We start from the raw sequence: 15,658 nt of genomic DNA, 5'->3' as shown, positions 1-15,658 counted from the left end.
TTAATACTTAAAACATGAAAAAGCCATTGCCTTAGCAATAGCTTTTTCGTTTATAATCATAAAATTATGCGCCCTTAGCTTAACTGGATAGAGCAGTTGCCTCCTAAGCGACCGACGTGGGTTCGAGTCCCGCAGGGCGCACATATAATCTAGTAAACAGATATACTAGTAATGATTATAGAAAAGGATCAATTAAAGTATACACATAGAATAAAGAGCTAAAAATAATTACGCACCATCTGCAATAAACCTCTCCTGTACTACTATTAACATCTATCGCAAATACGAAAGTAAAAGTTCCATTAAACCAAGCATATAAGCAAAAAAATGTTGATGCAAATACAACCAAAATGGAAGTTATAGATAAAACTTCCTTGATATATTCCATAAATAATCCAAGAGCAGAAATTAATGTATATATCAAAAATATTGGAAATTTATATTTTGTATATATTAGAAGATAAGTCTCTTTCACTTCCTACCTCTTATCCCTTTTATTAGATTATTTTTGTAGAAAAAGATAATAGATAAGGAGTATCAATTATATCTTCTATAAATTTTTCAATATTCCTTAAATTTACTTTCGGCAATACAACCAGATTTTCACAGAAAAAATATTGATCTGATCTCAAATCATCTTCAATATTTTGTTTCAATCTAATAGGGTCATAAAAATTAAATGTATATAGTTTATCAAATACCTGTATATCCACCTCAAAACATCCCTTTAACTCAATTTCCCAAACATATTCAGAAAAGTCATCAGATAAATTTATAATATAATTTTTCATACAGTTCCTTTAATATCAAAGTATTCTTAAGACACTATTCCAATTTTAAATTTTCATATATAAATTTAATCACAGTAATTTAGATTTAAAAGCCATTCTTTAGTTTCCAAGAGATCTTTTTGAATCTTTCTTTGATCATTTAAATATCTATTATCTATAAAATACTTAACTTGACATAAATTCTTTTTATCATAAAGTGTTAAATATTTTTCTGATATTCTCCTCATATCTTGTGCAATAAGTAATAAAGGAATATATATATCAACACCAACATCTCCATGTTTTCGTAACTCTTTAATTATATAGATATAATTGGTTAAATTCGCAACAGTTGATGCATTAAAACCTTGCTGAAAATAATACTCCTTATTAATTTCTAGAGCTTTACAACCACCAAGAAAAAACATCAAACATACTAAAAAAGGTCTCATATTTTTTCCTTTCTCCAAATAGAACCTTATAGCTTTATTTTAAAATTATTTTATTTCATATCTTTTATATAAAAATTTAGAACTGGTTAGTGCCCACATCATAACCGTCACATTATGTTAACCCATAAGGCACAAGCATAGCGTAATGATGCCTATAGATAATAAACTATAAGACTAGAGTTATGAACAGTACCCGATTCAACAGTGCTTACTATCTAGAACCATTTTGTTCTCATTTAAATAAAAACAACCTGAACCATGATAGCCTGCCTCACCATCAATCGAATAATAATATTGAGTATTTAACTTTAGCTGCTTGGGCTTTACAATCTCTTTAAATCCACTTGGTTTAACTCCATAAGTCCATTTATAGGTGTAATCTTTTTTAAAATTAAACCAACTTATTTCCTTGCTTATCTTAACCTCCCATACTGTTTCTTTCAACGCACCAACAGGAACAGCACTATTATCCATTACATAAAATCTAAAACCACTATCAAGCTTTTTGGCATCACTTTTAGATAGTTGAAATACAATTCCTTTATTAACATTACCCGAAACAAGCAAATCAACTGTACCAGAGCATGCCACTAACACGGGTATAAACAGTAAGCTATACAAATTCCCCATTACCAACTACCTCCAACATCACGTTTTTTATAATATTCTTCTCTTCCATCGTAGAAAAACAAGTCATCAATTTTTTCAAACAAGTAAAAATCACCTATTATTTCTTTAAGCCCATTAAAAACCAGACCTTTTGAATTAGATTTCAGCCCTAATGATAACTTTTCAATTAACGAAGATTGATTTTCACAATATGAAAATATTTTAATCAAAGAATGAATTTCCTCCTTACAAGGTATATCTACAGTAAGAGTAAGTAAAAAAGCTTTCATATAAAATAAAGTATTATTTTCAACTTCAGGAAAGCTGATATATCCAGAAAACTCTCTCCTATTAACTCCACTTTGGTTATAAATAACATCATTTTCATTCCCATCAGTAGGAAAAATAATATCTTTGTATAATTTAATATAACCCACATAGTTATAGGCTATAATATTAATTTCATCTTCATTCATATTAAACACCTACAACCCATCAATATAGAATAATTTTAATCCCCACCCTTAATATAAACCCTATTAAGTAATGGAGAAACACCTAGTTTTTCTTCTACTACCCAATTCCAAACACCATCCTCTTTTAATTTATCCAAAATATAAATGGATACTATTTCATTTCCAACTTTATAGAGCTCTTTACTTATAGCTTTTTCTCTTTCATTAGTAAAAACTATATCTTGAAATATTTCTTTATCAGTTCCATTTACTTTAATTGTAATCATGGTACTTCCATCTACAAATGGATTTTCTTCATTTATTTCAAATATTAACCCTCTAACATAGTAATTTTCGATATTTCCCCACCATTCAGCTGTTGCATATAAACCATTGTCACCTTTAAGACCAATAGTAATTTCCTTATCCTACGTAGTTTGCTGTATATTTTTGATATAATTTTCATCCATCAATATTGAAGAAGATGACCTTAAATCAAAAACCAACTTATATCCTTGCTCAAGTAGATTTATATCTTCTATTTTTATCATTTTAATATTCTCCTATCTCTTACTTATTATACTGATTTTATATCATTTACCATTTTCAAATTTCCACCTAACACTCTATTTATTATAAAAAAATAGGACTTAATAAAAGCCCTATTTCGATAAAAACAATATACTTAATCCTTCACTTCAGCCAACAATGTTTCAGCTGCAAGTTTTCCTAAATTATTAGAAGCAAGTGGGCTATCGCCTGTTAACAATCTACGGTCTCTATGACATTGACCTGTAATACCCTTATTTAAAATTTCCACACCGAGTTTCTCAAGGTTCTCACCGACTAGCCAAGGTAAAGCACCTGGCATATAGCCAATATCAATATTTGCTCCTGCATCTAAAGCATCAGGGAATACACAAATTTGATAACCTTTGAAAATATAGTTTTCAGGCGCTTCGTCTACAGCCGCAGCCAATAACGCAGCAGGTCCATGACATAAGGTAATAATAAATTTATCTTGTTCAACTGCCCATTTAAGAACTTTTTTTACGTCAAGGCTATGTGGAATCTTAGCTAATACACCATGCCCACCCGGAATAAAGACAGCTGCATAAGGTGAGTTTTCCCCCACTACATTTTCTAAAATATCTGCGAGTTTTAGAGGATTTTTTAACTTATCTGCATATTTCTGAAAGGTGTCTAATACGACTTGTTCTTGCTTTGGCATCGCCCACATTTCAAGCTTGGCAGGATTACCTGAAAGTGTCGCAACATCAATTTCAAAGCCAGCATTATCTAAATAAAACATCGGTAAAAGCATTTCAACAGGATGATTCCCGGTAGAAAAAAACTTGCCGTTTTGCATTTGAATATAACGCTCATCGGTTGCAATCACTAAGATTTTTTTACTGCCCGTATACGGCGTTGAGTATGTAGTTCCATCGTAATCTGTTTTTGGAGCAGTATATTGACTCAGTGAATAAGGTGATGGGAAAAAGGCATTATCTTCAGCCAAATCTGGAGTAGGATTTTTATCATCAATATTTGCGGTATTCATTGTTACTATCCTTTTTCATCAGTATGGAAAGAAATAATAAATTAAGAGCCAATTCTTATTTCTTACTCAATTTATAGGTGAAGTCATAGAACTGGTGCAATCTGCCAATAGAATTTGGCAATTTTTATAGAGAAATAGGCAGAGCTTTAAATTATAAAATTTAGTTTAGGTGAACCTGTCGTTCACCTAAACTTTAGTGATTACAGCTTTACGCATTCATTTCTAAAATAATCTTTCCGATGTGATCACCCTGCTCCATACATTCATGAGCACTTTGTACATCTGAAAAAGCATACGTTTTATAGATTTGAGGTAAACACCTACCTTGTGCCAGTAATGGCCACACATGCTCATGCAAAGATTGGGCAATTTGTGCTTTTTCTTCGCTAGTACGCGCTCGCATCGTTGAACCCGTAATCGTGGCACGCTTTAAAATCAATTTTTGTAAATCAAATTCTTTTGCGATTCGACCACCCATAAAACCAATAATGACAAGTCGACCATCACGTTTTAATAGATTTAAATTTTTCTGGAAATAAGAGCCACCCACAATATCCAAAATAACATCAACACCTTGGTCTTGGGTGTGTTTCAAAATTTCTTGCTCAAAATCTTGGGTTTTATAGTTAATTGCCGTGGTCAAATCAAAGAGTGCCTCAACTTTATCTTCGCTTCCAACCGTAGCAAAAGTCTTAATCCCTAAAGCATGACAGATGGCTAAAGCAGAGGTACCAATGCCACTGGCCCCTCCGTGAATCAATGCTGTTTCATTTGCCTTTAAACGACCAATATCAAAAAGATTGGCCCAAACTGTAAAGAATGTTTCTGGAATAGCAGCGGCTTGAGTAAACGATAAATTTTCAGGTATTGGTAATACTTGTGTCGCAGCAACTGCACAGTACTGTGCATAACCACCACCATTTGTTAAAGCACAAACCTTATCTCCAACTTTGAACTGTTGCACTTGGTCACCTACCGCAACCACCACGCCAGCAATTTCTAGTCCCGGTATTTGAGTAACACCTTTAGGCATCGGATATAGCCCCATACGCTGTAACACGTCAGGGCGGTTAATTCCCGCAGCCTTTACTTCAATCAAGACTTCATCTGCTTGAGGTACTGGAATATTAGCCTCTTGAACTTTTAGAACCTCAGGTCCACCTGGAGCGGTAATTTCAATAATTTTCATGGTTGTTGGAAGGGTCATTAATCTGCTCCATATCTTGTCTAAATGAATATAACAATGAACCTAAAATGAAAACATGTGTCTTAGGTTTACTTTGTATAAATAGGCAATTCAAATCAATTTTTAGGCATAAAAAAGCCTAGAATAGTCTAGGCCCTTTCATTTCATCAGATTTTAAGCCGATAAATTAAAAAACATTGCTGCAATCAAAATAATTACACCTAATACAATTCGATACCAAGCAAATACGCGTAACGTATGGCGCTCTACAAATAGCACTAATGCTTTTACAACAAATAAAGCGGCAATAAAGGCTGCAACGAAGCCCACCCCAATATTAATCATATTATCAGCGGTAAGTACGTCTGCATTTTTGATCAAGTCAAAAGTTGCTGCACCCAACATGGTTGGCATTGCAAGGAAGAAAGAAAACTCTGTAGCAGCCTTACGTGATAAACCCGCAAACATTCCTCCTACAATCGTTGCACCTGAACGTGAAGTTCCTGGAATCATGGCAACACACTGAGCAAGTCCAACTAAAAGTGCTTGTTTAAAAGTAATTTTGGTCGCATCGTCTGTCTTATGTTCAAACTGCTTAGATTCAACCCAGAAAATAATAAGAGCACCCACAATCAATGCAATAGCAACGACAATTGGGCTGAACAAAACACTTTTAATAAAGTCGACGGCCAAAACACCAATAATTACTGCTGGAAAGAATGCAATAAGTACACTGATAGCGAAATGACGAGACTCGACGTCTCCACTAAAAAAACCTTTAATCAAATTAATAATTTTTTGTCGGTATAACCAGCACACTGCCAGAATAGCACCTAACTGGATTACGACCTCAAATACACGTCCACCGTCTGAATGGAAATCGATAATATGGCCAAATAAAATCAGATGGCCTGTACTCGAGATGGGTAAAAACTCAGTTAAGCCTTCAACAAAGCCTAGAAACAGTGCTTTTATAACTTCAAAATTTTCCATAACTTGCTCAAAGAAAGTTAATCACTAGAACGATCTAAAATTTGTTTTATCGCAATTGGTAAGCCTCAAATTTGACTTAACACATGTTCAATATCAGATCATTTCTAACGTTTGTGGTTATTGCCCCTAGTTAAAGGCAGTTTATTTAAAGTGCGATAATGTATCACATCATGATGACAAACTTGGGTTAACTATCGTAAAAAGATAAAACTTGGTAAAGAACTGCCAAAATTTCTCTTGTTATAGATAAAGCTTTTTGCCGCCTCTTACTCTACAAAATGATCTTAAAAAGTGCTTAAAAAAACATGATATTATTGTGATTAAATGCAGCTCATATTAAAAATTCTATCTAAATGAAAAATATCAAAATTAATGCACGCCATCTTATTATCGATTTGTTTCTTTCCTCAGCCTATCCTCAACTCACCATCAAACAGATATTAATTGCCGCCAAACTCTTTAATATGAGTGAAAATGGAATTCGTGTTGCTACAACTCGGTTATTAAATGAAGGCATGATAGAAAGTGTCGAGCGCGGTATTTATCAACTTTCGCCATCAACCAAAGAATGGGCAAAAATCATTTTGAACCGCAAAAATGGCATTAAACAAACCAAAGAATGGCAACAGTATTATATTGCAGTATTTACAGGCACATTAGGTCGCATAGATCGCACCGCTTTAAAAAAGAGAGAACGAGCATTACGTCAATTTGGCTTTAAAGAACTCGAAACTGGTATTTATATTCGACCTGACAATTTGGCCTATAGTTTCGAAAAAACATGTGAGGAACTTGTTTTAGCAGGCCTTGAAAGTGAAACAAAAATTTGTGTTATTCAACAGTTTGATTCAAAAAGCCTTCAGTTGATTGCTTCTTTATGGGATACCAAACAACTCGAATTAAACTACAAAAACTATAGCCAAGATATTCAGCAGTGGCTTTTAAAATATGAAAAATTACCGCTCAATGACGCTGCTGCTCAAGCATTGTTACTAGGGCGAGAAACCATTACTTTATTAATGAGTGATCCTTTGCTGCCCTCTCCCTTTGTTAACGAACATGCCCGCAATCAATTTGCTCAAAATGTACAACAGCTAGACTCGATTGGACAAAAGCTGTGGCAAAAACTTTATGAAAATGAATTAACACATTAAAGAACGATTTATTTTTTTACAAACAAATATTACAACTTTTAAAATTTTATGATTATATTAGTAATATAAAATATGAATATCAAAATCTGATTTGGGAGAATAAAAATGAATACACAGGTTAGTGTTACCGATCTATTTAGCAGAGAAGAAATACAAGGACTCACGGAGCCTTCAGATGCTTACGGCGCTTGGGCTGTTGCAAGTACATGGGCTGTTATTGGGGGAACATTTGCTAGCTTAATTATGATGTGGGATTACTTACCTAGTTGGGGCAAATTACTCGCCTGTATGCTCGCACTCGCTATCTTAGCTGGTCGCCAATTATGCCTAGCAATTCTGATGCATGATGCATCCCATAAAAGCTTATTTAAAAATAAACAAATTAATGACTTTGTTGGAGAGTGGTTGTGTGCCCGTCTAATCTGGAATGATCTACACAAGTACCGTCAACATCACGTTCGCCATCATGCAAAAACCTCTACCCCAGATGATCCCGACCTTTCTTTGGTGTCGGATTTTCCTGTAAGCAAAAAATCTCTTACTCGTAAATTCTTACGCGATTTAACGGGTATGACGGGATTAAAATTTAGCTTTGGTCGAGTGCTAATGGATCTCGATTTAATGAAGTGGACCGTTGCAAATGATCAGGTTTGGTTAGACCGCAGCAATAAACATCTTGTTGATTATGCCAAAAGTCTTGTAAAAAACAGTAGCGGAGCCATTGCAACAAACGCAGCTCTTTATGGTGTTTTAAAGGCATTTGGTCAGCAACGTTTTTATTGGTTATGGCCTTTAGCTTATTTAACACCATTTCCATTATTTTTAAGAATTCGTTCAATGGCGGAGCATGCAGGTATGCAAACGAGTCTTACAGCCTTAACAAATACGCGTACAACACGTGCAGGTTGGATTGCTAGAAGCTTTGTGGCCCCTATTCACGTCAATTACCACATGGAACATCATTTAATGGCTTCGGTTCCCTACTTCAAACTGCCACACATGCATCGTCTATTGAGAGACCGCGGACATGTCCCGACACCACCTAGCTATTTTGAAGTGATTCAGTTGCTTTCATGTAAGCCAGAACGAACGGCTTAGAGCTCTCGAATCAGATTTAGAGGTTATGCAATTAAATCAGTGGCCTCTCTAACCCAAATGTGAACTCAATTCATCCATTTTGCTGTGGGTCTGAAAATACTTGGGTGTGACTCCCATCCAACGCTTAAACGCACGGGTAAAATGAGAAGTCTCGGCATAACCTAGTATTAAAGCCACTTTTTCAATCGACATGTTATTTTGAGCTAAAAGTTTCTGGGCATGTTGCTTTTTAAGTGAATCAACCAAGATGGTGAAACTTGTATTTTCAATGGCTAAATATCGTTGCAAAGTTCGCTCTGACATATTCATGACTTGAGCCACTTGCCTTACTTTTAATGTCTCAACCTCGCCATTTACAAGTAATTTTTCAGCAACTTGTTTAACTTGCCCTTTCCAGCCACTGTGTAACTTTAATTTTTCTATATCTCGCTTACATTGTGCGTTTAGCAAAGGCGCCAACATCGGGTCTGCAGTTAATACAGGCTGTGCTAAATATTCTTTTGGAAATATCCAGCTGTTGCGTTTTTGATTAAATAAACAAGTGACTGCCAGTTGACTACTTATTTTGGCAAAACCTGTCGGTTCTGGCATTTTTAATTCAACTTTCCCTAAATTGGATAAGCCTGTTAAATTTTTTGCAATTTGAACAAAGCCTACCAATAAAAAAATATTGGCATTTGGACTCAACTGAAATTCCTTTACAGGCTGATGAATGAACCAATATGCATAATTATTTTCTTGTTTTACTTCTGGTTTAAAAACCTCGCAACGTGACCCAATGAACTGTTCAAGAATTTTCAAAGCTTCCCCTAAATTTGGAGAAACCATGGCAGCCATTCCGACTGAACCATAACATGAAGCAGTCATTTCTAAAGCCAAATACCCCGCTAATGCAGGCTCTTTGCACAACTCGATGGCCCGCTCAATGAGCTGATTTAAGGTATTAAACTCAACATACCAATATGGTTTTTTTAATTGATCTAGTGTTATGCCGCTTCCATCTAAAAGCTGCTCGCAAGAGACACCCCACCGCTTAACAGTCTCGACCATTAAGTTAATATAAGTTCCGGGTAATTCTGGATTCATGAGCAACCCATTGAACAAAATAAAATGGCGCGAAATGGTAAAAACTGTCAGTTCATGAACTATGCCATGCTTTTAAATTGATGCATAGTGATTCAAAACAAAATCCGCTTAATTGCACTAGACAACACAATTTCTGAAAAACACAGGTGCCCCTATGAATATCCTGATTGTCCATGCCCACCCAGAACCACAATCTTTTACCACTGCTCTAAAAAGTACAGCAAAGCAAACCTTAGAAAAATTGGGACATCGCGTAGAGGTTTCAGATTTATATGCCATGCAATTTAACCCTATTGCATCCAAAGAGGATTTTTTAGAGCTCAATCAGCCTGACTATTTTAACTATGCTCTAGAACAAAGAAATGCCAGTAAAAATCAACTTCTAGCTCCTGATATTCAGGCAGAAATTGAAAAAGTAAAAAAAGCTGATTTAGTCATTTTAAATTTCCCACTTTACTGGACCTCTGTACCAGCAATTTTAAAAGGCTGGATTGATCGTGTATTTGTTTCAGGGCTCTTTTACGGTGGTAAACGCTTTTATAACCACGGCGGAATGACTGGTAAAAAAGCCATGTTGTGTTTAACACTCGGTGGTAGAACACACATGTTTGGGGAAAACGCTATTCACGGTCCAATCGAACATTATCTATCACCAATCCAACGCGGTACTTTGGCATATGCTGGTTTTGAAGTTCTACCGCCATTCACTGCCTACCATGTACCTTATATTAGCCAAGAAGCCAGAGAAACTCTCCTCGAAGACTATGTAACTTATCTAACGCATCTAGACCAACTTGAACCACTAGAATTTCCTAAACTTGAACAATTTGATGAAAAGTTATACCCACTCTAACGCTGTGTTTTAGCTCTAAAAAATGAATAATCGAATCTAGCTTATTATTTTCGGTTATTTTCTTGCTGAACCTCTCAAATATAAACTCTAAATTTGCCCAAAAAATAGATCAAATGGTAAAAAAATAAGGAGAAATTTTTTTATAAAATTAAGAATATAAAACTGAATCAATAATATACAGATGTAGAGAAACTAGACTTATCAAGTAAAAATGGCAACTAATACTCATTTCATAATCAATTAATTCATATTTTTACAAAAAAATCTTTGACCATTTTTCTTGGATTTGTGACAAAAATGTCACTAAAACAAACTACTTTATTAATAGATTAAAAATATAAATATCAATTAATTAAAATAATTTATCAATCAAAATATTCCTTCATATTTCATCCATTATTGACCTTATTTGTATAAAAAATGAGTACTGCTCAGTTCATATAACAGATTTACTCTTATTGTAATTATGCTATTTTTGTTACATGGAGTTATCAAAGCTTTTATAAGTTGTAATTAGAAGCTTTGAAGGCAACACAGTTTAAACGGTTTAACTCTGTTACTTTTAAAAAAATGTCTTGAAGTTCAAGGAAAGATTAAAATGAAATTAAAACATCTGAGCACTGCAATGATTTTAGCAACGCTGCCTGCAACTGGGGTTTTTGCAGCAGCATTGGATCGCTCTGGACAATCTATCTCTGCATTTTTGCAGCCTGGTAACTACTTTGAAGCTGGTATTTCTGTTTTAGATCCGGATGTAGCGGGTAAAGAAGCCGGTACAATTAAAACGGGTCGTAATATTGGCGATATGGGAGATGATTATTATTTCCCAAGTGCAGCCTTAAAACTACAACTTACTGATAAATTCTCTTTTGGTTTGCTCTACGATCAACCATTTGGAGCCGATGCACAATATTCTGGTAAGAATGCCTTCGTAGCAAGCCCATCAGATCCTATTCTTGGTACTTTACCAATTACAACAGGCGCTTTAGGCGGAACTCAGGGTGCAACTTCTGTTGAAGTTGATAGCCAAAATATTTCGATGATTTTTGGTTTCCAACCTACTGAAAACTTTAACTTCTATGGTGGTGGTGTATATCAAACTATCAAAGGAAATGTTCATTTAAGAGGTGCGGCATATAGTTTATATAATGGCTATGATGCTTCGATTCCTGAAGATGGGGCAGCTGGTTGGTTAGCAGGGGCCGCTTTCCAAATTCCAGAAATCGCACTTAAAGCCTCTATCACATATCGTTCAGAAATTGATCACAAAATTGATGCAGATGAAACAATTGCACTTGCAGATTCAATTACAGCCAATGCTGGAGCACTTGGATCAACTATTGGACAATTAGTTGCAGCTGGTCAGTTAACTCCAGCCCAAGCTGGAGCAATCCAACAAACAATTGGCAAAGCTATTGCTGCTAACCAATTAGAAGGAAAAACTACAATTACCACCCCTCAATCTGTAAACCTTGATTTCCAGACAGGGATTATGGCAAATACAGTCGCATTCGCGAATGTACGCTGGGTGAATTGGAAAGATTTCGCGATTCGTCCATATAAATTTGGCAAAGTATCAGAAGCTGTAGGTCCAATAGCAACTCCTAGCCGCCCAAATGGTTTTAATCTAGTTGAATATGCTGATGACCAATGGTCTGTTAATGCGGGTGTAGGCCGTAAGCTTAACGATAAATGGGCGGGTAACGTTTCTGTAGGTTGGGACTCTGGCGCAGGTAACCCTGTAACTACTTTAGGCCCAACTGAAGGTTACTGGAACGTAGGTTTAGGACTTCAATATAGCCCAACTCCTCAAACATTTATTGCTGGCGGTGTAAAATACTTCTGGTTAGGTGATGCAAAAGCACAAACTGGTGCACAAGCTGGTAGCGATGACTATTATGTTGCAGAATTCTCTGACAACAATGCAATCGCTTACGGTTTAAAACTTGGTTATAAATTCTAAGTTTCAAAACTATTCATAATAAAAAAGGCGCTTAAAGCGCCTTTTTTATTATTTATTTCTTAAGCTGGAATGCTACGCTTTGAAACTGAACGGATTGCTTCTTTTAATGCGTCATAGCCGTGAATTGCAGGGAATTGCGGGAACTCAGCAATTACGTTTGCAGGTGCATCAAACAAGAAACCATGGTCAGCTTCACCCAGCATGGTTGTATCGTTATACGAATCACCTGCAGCAATTACACGGAAATTTAAGCCATGTAGTGCCTTAACAGACTCACGTTTTTGATCTGGTTGACGTAGCTTATAAGCTGTAATCATTCCTTCTTCATCTGTCTCTAACTTATGACAGAAAATTGTTGGCCAACCCAATTGCTTCATTAAAGGATGCGCAAACTCATAAAAAGTATCTGACAAGATCACGAGTTGGAAATGAGTGCTCACCCATTCAACAAATTCTTTTGCACCTGGTAAAGGCCCCATCTCGGCAATGACTTCTTGAATGTCATTTAAGCCTAGACCGTGTTGTTTTAAAATATTAAGACGCTGAGTCATTAAAACATCATAATCCGGAATATCACGAGTTGTAGCCTCGAGTTCTTTAATCCCTGTTTTTTTAGCGAAATTGATCCAGATTTCAGGAACTAAAACCCCTTCAAGATCTAGGCATACGATTTCCATGAATGCTTCCAACGTTGGTTAAAAATTGCTGTATCATACCATTAAGATTTTCAGTTTTGCGTTGTTATTGATCAAATCAATTTTATTCATAAGGATCGAAATTAAAGTGCTAAGCAGTTTATCAACTATCCTTTAGAATATTTTTCATAACTCAATGCGCCCAAGCCTTTTGCCAGGAACACACATGACCGTTATTCCGACTATTGATATCGTAGATGCTCTTGCTGCTGAATATGCAACCAAAAGCCCTCGGGAAATTTTAGAACTTGCCTTAAGCCAACAAGGTGAAATCGCAATTTCTTTTTCGGGAGCAGAAGATGTTGTCTTAATTGATATTGCTTCACGTTTGGGTAAGCCTTTCCGTGTCTTTAGTCTCGACACTGGCCGCCTCCATGCTGAAACTTATCAATTTATTGAAACTGTCCGTAAACACTACAATATTAATATCGAAATCTGCTTTCCTGAATCTGAAGCTGTTCAAAACATGGTAAATGAAAAAGGTTTATTCAGCTTTTTTACAGATGGGCATCAGGAATGTTGCGGTATTCGAAAAGTTCAGCCTTTGCGTAAAAAACTTGCGACCTTAGATGGCTGGATTACAGGTCAACGTAAAGACCAAAGTCCTGGTACACGCACAGAAATTCCAGTGGTACAAGCTGATGCTGGCTTCTCTGGACCAGATAAGCAACTTATTAAATATAATCCTCTAGCGAATTGGACAAGTGCCGAAGTATGGAGCTACATCCGTATGATGGAAATTCCATATAATCCTCTCCACGAACGTGGTTTTGTTTCTATTGGCTGTGAACCATGTACACGAGCTGTATTACCGAACCAGCATGAACGTGAAGGACGCTGGTGGTGGGAAGAAGCGACTCAAAAAGAGTGCGGATTACATGCAGGTAACATGAAAAAGTAGTTTGATATCAAAAAACCACTGGCAAATCAGTGGTTTTTTTTATGTCATGTTACGTACACAAAGTCATATTTTCTCTACTCTAAACGCTATATACTTAATTTTACGGTTCTATAATTCTAATAAGAGCTCAGATAAGGGCTTCTTAGAAAAATGCATGAGGCACAATGATTTATGCGTCCATTACACCCAATTGATTTCATTTTTCTGTCACTTGAAAAAAGACAGCAACCCATGCATGTCGGTGGATTATTTTTATTTGAAATTCCTGAAAATGCACCTGAAACCTTTGTACATGATTTAGTAGAAGATATTAAACGCTCAAAAAGCATTCCTATTCCTCCCTTTAATAACCGTTTAAATGGTCTATTTTGGGATGAGGATGAAGAGTTCGATATCGATCATCACTTTCGCCACATTGCTTTGCCTCATCCTGGGCGCATTCGTGAACTTCTGGTTTATATTTCACAGCAACACAGCTCATTAATTGACCGCGCCAAGCCGCTTTGGACCTGTGACATTATTGAAGGAATCGAAGGCAACCGTTTTGCTATGTATTTTAAAATCCATCATGCAATGGTTGATGGCGTTGCGGGTATGCGTTTGATCGAGAAATCACTTTCAAAGACACCTGAAGAGAAACACGTGGTTCCTTTATGGTGTGTTGAGAGCAAAAGAACTAAACGCCTAAAAGTGCCTACTCCAAGTACAAGTAAAATTAAGAGTATTTTAGGAGGCATTAAGTCTCAACTCGATATAGCTCCTAAAGTAATGCAAGAGTTATCTCAGACTATATTTAAAGAAATGGGCAAAAATCCTGATTATGTTTCTACCTTTCAGGCGCCAGTTTCGATTTTGAACCAAAGAGTAAGTGCTTCACGTCGTTTTGCTGCCCAATCCTTTGAACTGAGCCGCCTTAGAAAAATTTCAAAAGCATTAGGCGTAACGATTAACGATGTTGTGCTAGCAGTATGTTCTGGTGCTTTACGTGAATATTTGATTAGTCAAAATAGCTTACCTAAAAAGCCACTTATTGCCATGGTTCCAGCTTCATTACGCACAGATGATTCTGATATGAGTAACCGGATTACTATGATTCTGGCAAATTTAGGGACTCATAAAGACCAACCGTTAGAACGTCTAGAAATTATTCGTCGCAGCATGCAAAACTCAAAGCAACGCTTTAGCCGTATGACTGCTAATGAAATTTTAAACTATAGCGCGGTTGTTTATGGTCCAGCAGGATTAAACATCATGTCAGGAATGCTTCCTAAGCGTCAGGCGTTCAATTTAGTGATTTCCAATGTACCAGGGCCACGTGAGCCACTTTATTGGAATGGCGCGAAATTAGACGCTCTCTACCCTGCTTCGATTGTCATGGATGGACAAGCTTTAAATATTACCATGACCAGCTATTTAGATAAGCTTGAAGTTGGATTAACGGCTTGTCGAAATGCTTTGCCAAAAATGCAAAACCTTTTGACTCATTTAGAGGATGAGATTCAACGTTTTGAAGAAATTATTGCTGAGAAGCAACTGAAACATCATTCAGCTAGCTAGAGAAAACTAAGGGGCTTTGAATTGGCCCCTTATTTTTTGATTGTGCGGCACTGGTTAAGCAACTGATGACATACTGAACGAATCATTGCAGTTGTGATCGGTACTTCTTTACCTTGGTCATTCAACATATAGCAGCTATTTACTGGCGTGCTTTCTAAAACATGTTTAAGACCGTTGCTAATTAAGTTTTCACTTACATTCATGGGTTATACCTCTTATTGTTTGCTAAGACGTTAAATAGGGAGAACGTCTAGGGCTACTGTATGTAAGTAGTATTTAAAATTCATGAATGAAAGTAAAATTTCAGTTGTAACAAGGATTAAGC

Annotated in this window: 17 protein-coding genes and 1 tRNA gene; 7 read left to right on the top strand and 11 right to left on the bottom strand. The window is 36.0% G+C overall.

The window, feature by feature from the left end:
• The first annotated feature begins 68 nt into the window (after nucleotides 1-68).
• Nucleotides 69-141, top strand: a tRNA-Arg gene (locus ACB088_RS01150).
• Nucleotides 142-497: 356 nt separating this feature from the next.
• On the opposite strand, the gene ACB088_RS01145 is transcribed toward ACB088_RS01150, so the two are convergent.
• From ACB088_RS01145 to ACB088_RS01110, 8 genes are all read right to left on the bottom strand, one after another.
• Nucleotides 498-791, bottom strand: a complete 294-nt coding sequence (locus ACB088_RS01145) for a hypothetical protein (RefSeq protein ID WP_375037781.1) — start codon at nucleotides 789-791, stop codon at nucleotides 498-500.
• A gap of 65 nt (nucleotides 792-856) precedes the next feature.
• Nucleotides 857-1,222, bottom strand: a complete 366-nt coding sequence (locus tag ACB088_RS01140) for a hypothetical protein (RefSeq protein WP_375037780.1) — start codon at nucleotides 1,220-1,222, stop codon at nucleotides 857-859.
• 198 nt (nucleotides 1,223-1,420) lie between these two features.
• The gene (locus ACB088_RS01135; protein ID WP_375037779.1) at nucleotides 1,421-1,852 is read right to left on the bottom strand and encodes a hypothetical protein; all 432 of its coding nucleotides are present in this window, start codon (nucleotides 1,850-1,852) and stop codon (nucleotides 1,421-1,423) included.
• Nucleotides 1,852-2,307, bottom strand: coding sequence for a hypothetical protein (locus tag ACB088_RS01130; protein WP_133747800.1), 456 nt, complete (start codon nucleotides 2,305-2,307; stop codon nucleotides 1,852-1,854). Before ACB088_RS01130 ends, ACB088_RS01135 begins: the two co-directional genes overlap by 1 nt.
• Before the next feature lie 35 nt (nucleotides 2,308-2,342).
• Nucleotides 2,343-2,705 (bottom strand): hypothetical protein, encoded by a 363-nt coding sequence (locus ACB088_RS01125; RefSeq protein WP_375038753.1) that lies wholly within the window; start codon nucleotides 2,703-2,705, stop codon nucleotides 2,343-2,345.
• Nucleotides 2,706-2,971: 266 nt separating this feature from the next.
• Nucleotides 2,972-3,847 carry a glyoxalase III HchA gene (gene hchA / locus ACB088_RS01120; RefSeq protein WP_375037778.1) on the bottom strand — a complete coding sequence of 292 codons (876 nt, stop codon included), beginning with the start codon at nucleotides 3,845-3,847 and terminating at the stop codon, nucleotides 2,972-2,974.
• A gap of 208 nt (nucleotides 3,848-4,055) precedes the next feature.
• Nucleotides 4,056-5,054, bottom strand: a complete 999-nt coding sequence (locus ACB088_RS01115) for an NAD(P)H-quinone oxidoreductase (RefSeq protein WP_375037777.1) — start codon at nucleotides 5,052-5,054, stop codon at nucleotides 4,056-4,058.
• A gap of 153 nt (nucleotides 5,055-5,207) precedes the next feature.
• Nucleotides 5,208-6,026 carry an undecaprenyl-diphosphate phosphatase gene (locus tag ACB088_RS01110; protein WP_005036395.1) on the bottom strand — a complete coding sequence of 273 codons (819 nt, stop codon included), beginning with the start codon at nucleotides 6,024-6,026 and terminating at the stop codon, nucleotides 5,208-5,210.
• Between the two features lie 353 nt (nucleotides 6,027-6,379).
• On the opposite strand from ACB088_RS01110, the gene ACB088_RS01105 reads away from it, so the two are divergent.
• Both ACB088_RS01105 and ACB088_RS01100 read left to right on the top strand, forming a co-directional pair.
• Nucleotides 6,380-7,180, top strand: a complete 801-nt coding sequence (locus tag ACB088_RS01105; protein ID WP_375037776.1) for a PaaX family transcriptional regulator C-terminal domain-containing protein — start codon at nucleotides 6,380-6,382, stop codon at nucleotides 7,178-7,180.
• Nucleotides 7,181-7,285: 105 nt separating this feature from the next.
• On the top strand, nucleotides 7,286-8,278 hold the full coding sequence (locus ACB088_RS01100) for a fatty acid desaturase family protein (RefSeq protein WP_375037775.1): 993 nt from the start codon (nucleotides 7,286-7,288) through the stop codon (nucleotides 8,276-8,278).
• A 48-nt stretch (nucleotides 8,279-8,326) separates the two neighbouring features.
• Here the strand turns inward: ACB088_RS01100 and ACB088_RS01095 are convergent, their stop codons facing one another.
• Nucleotides 8,327-9,364, bottom strand: a complete 1,038-nt coding sequence (locus tag ACB088_RS01095) for an AraC family transcriptional regulator ligand-binding domain-containing protein (RefSeq protein ID WP_375037774.1) — start codon at nucleotides 9,362-9,364, stop codon at nucleotides 8,327-8,329.
• Between the two features lie 154 nt (nucleotides 9,365-9,518).
• Between ACB088_RS01095 and ACB088_RS01090 the strand changes: the two genes are divergently transcribed.
• Both ACB088_RS01090 and ACB088_RS01085 read left to right on the top strand, forming a co-directional pair.
• Nucleotides 9,519-10,217 carry an NAD(P)H-dependent oxidoreductase gene (locus ACB088_RS01090; protein ID WP_375037773.1) on the top strand — a complete coding sequence of 233 codons (699 nt, stop codon included), beginning with the start codon at nucleotides 9,519-9,521 and terminating at the stop codon, nucleotides 10,215-10,217.
• Nucleotides 10,218-10,815: 598 nt separating this feature from the next.
• Nucleotides 10,816-12,180: an outer membrane protein transport protein gene (locus ACB088_RS01085; RefSeq protein ID WP_209735093.1), complete on the top strand. Its 1,365-nt coding sequence runs from the start codon at nucleotides 10,816-10,818 to the stop codon at nucleotides 12,178-12,180.
• Nucleotides 12,181-12,239: 59 nt separating this feature from the next.
• On the opposite strand, the gene thrH is transcribed toward ACB088_RS01085, so the two are convergent.
• Entirely contained in the window at nucleotides 12,240-12,857 is a 618-nt protein-coding gene (thrH, locus tag ACB088_RS01080; RefSeq protein ID WP_003655338.1) for a bifunctional phosphoserine phosphatase/homoserine phosphotransferase ThrH, read from the bottom strand.
• Nucleotides 12,858-13,041: 184 nt separating this feature from the next.
• Between thrH and ACB088_RS01075 the strand changes: the two genes are divergently transcribed.
• Complete coding sequence (locus tag ACB088_RS01075; RefSeq protein WP_004639063.1) at nucleotides 13,042-13,776, top strand: phosphoadenylyl-sulfate reductase; 735 nt, start codon at nucleotides 13,042-13,044, stop codon at nucleotides 13,774-13,776.
• 171 nt (nucleotides 13,777-13,947) lie between these two features.
• Nucleotides 13,948-15,333, top strand: a complete 1,386-nt coding sequence (locus ACB088_RS01070; RefSeq protein ID WP_042897680.1) for a wax ester/triacylglycerol synthase family O-acyltransferase — start codon at nucleotides 13,948-13,950, stop codon at nucleotides 15,331-15,333.
• Between the two features lie 29 nt (nucleotides 15,334-15,362).
• Here the strand turns inward: ACB088_RS01070 and ACB088_RS01065 are convergent, their stop codons facing one another.
• Nucleotides 15,363-15,536: a PA1571 family protein gene (locus ACB088_RS01065; RefSeq protein WP_002116397.1), complete on the bottom strand. Its 174-nt coding sequence runs from the start codon at nucleotides 15,534-15,536 to the stop codon at nucleotides 15,363-15,365.
• Between the last annotated feature and the right edge of the window lie 122 nt (nucleotides 15,537-15,658).

Source organism: Acinetobacter sp. RW6 (assembly GCF_041956835.1).
Classification (GTDB): domain Bacteria; phylum Pseudomonadota; class Gammaproteobacteria; order Pseudomonadales; family Moraxellaceae; genus Acinetobacter; species Acinetobacter calcoaceticus.
The sequence above is the reverse complement of the archived record's forward strand: the minus strand, read 5'-3'. Positions and strand labels throughout refer to the sequence as shown.

What these genes read in the sequence shown, in the direction of transcription:
- ACB088_RS01145 (WP_375037781.1), bottom strand. Translation starts at nt 791, where the DNA reads ATGAAAAATTATATTATAAATTTATCTGATGACTTTTCTGAATATGTT.
- ACB088_RS01140 (WP_375037780.1), bottom strand. Translation starts at nt 1,222, where the DNA reads ATGAGACCTTTTTTAGTATGTTTGATGTTTTTTCTTGGTGGTTGTAAA.
- ACB088_RS01135 (WP_375037779.1), bottom strand. Translation starts at nt 1,852, where the DNA reads ATGGGGAATTTGTATAGCTTACTGTTTATACCCGTGTTAGTGGCATGC.
- ACB088_RS01130 (WP_133747800.1), bottom strand. Translation starts at nt 2,307, where the DNA reads ATGAATGAAGATGAAATTAATATTATAGCCTATAACTATGTGGGTTAT.
- hchA (WP_375037778.1), bottom strand. Translation starts at nt 3,847, where the DNA reads ATGAATACCGCAAATATTGATGATAAAAATCCTACTCCAGATTTGGCT.
- ACB088_RS01115 (WP_375037777.1), bottom strand. Translation starts at nt 5,054, where the DNA reads ATGACCCTTCCAACAACCATGAAAATTATTGAAATTACCGCTCCAGGT.
- ACB088_RS01110 (WP_005036395.1), bottom strand. Translation starts at nt 6,026, where the DNA reads ATGGAAAATTTTGAAGTTATAAAAGCACTGTTTCTAGGCTTTGTTGAA.
- ACB088_RS01105 (WP_375037776.1), top strand. Translation starts at nt 6,380, where the DNA reads ATGAAAAATATCAAAATTAATGCACGCCATCTTATTATCGATTTGTTT.
- ACB088_RS01100 (WP_375037775.1), top strand. Translation starts at nt 7,286, where the DNA reads ATGAATACACAGGTTAGTGTTACCGATCTATTTAGCAGAGAAGAAATA.
- ACB088_RS01095 (WP_375037774.1), bottom strand. Translation starts at nt 9,364, where the DNA reads ATGAATCCAGAATTACCCGGAACTTATATTAACTTAATGGTCGAGACT.
- ACB088_RS01090 (WP_375037773.1), top strand. Translation starts at nt 9,519, where the DNA reads ATGAATATCCTGATTGTCCATGCCCACCCAGAACCACAATCTTTTACC.
- ACB088_RS01085 (WP_209735093.1), top strand. Translation starts at nt 10,816, where the DNA reads ATGAAATTAAAACATCTGAGCACTGCAATGATTTTAGCAACGCTGCCT.
- thrH (WP_003655338.1), bottom strand. Translation starts at nt 12,857, where the DNA reads ATGGAAATCGTATGCCTAGATCTTGAAGGGGTTTTAGTTCCTGAAATC.
- ACB088_RS01075 (WP_004639063.1), top strand. Translation starts at nt 13,042, where the DNA reads ATGACCGTTATTCCGACTATTGATATCGTAGATGCTCTTGCTGCTGAA.
- ACB088_RS01070 (WP_042897680.1), top strand. Translation starts at nt 13,948, where the DNA reads ATGCGTCCATTACACCCAATTGATTTCATTTTTCTGTCACTTGAAAAA.
- ACB088_RS01065 (WP_002116397.1), bottom strand. Translation starts at nt 15,536, where the DNA reads ATGAATGTAAGTGAAAACTTAATTAGCAACGGTCTTAAACATGTTTTA.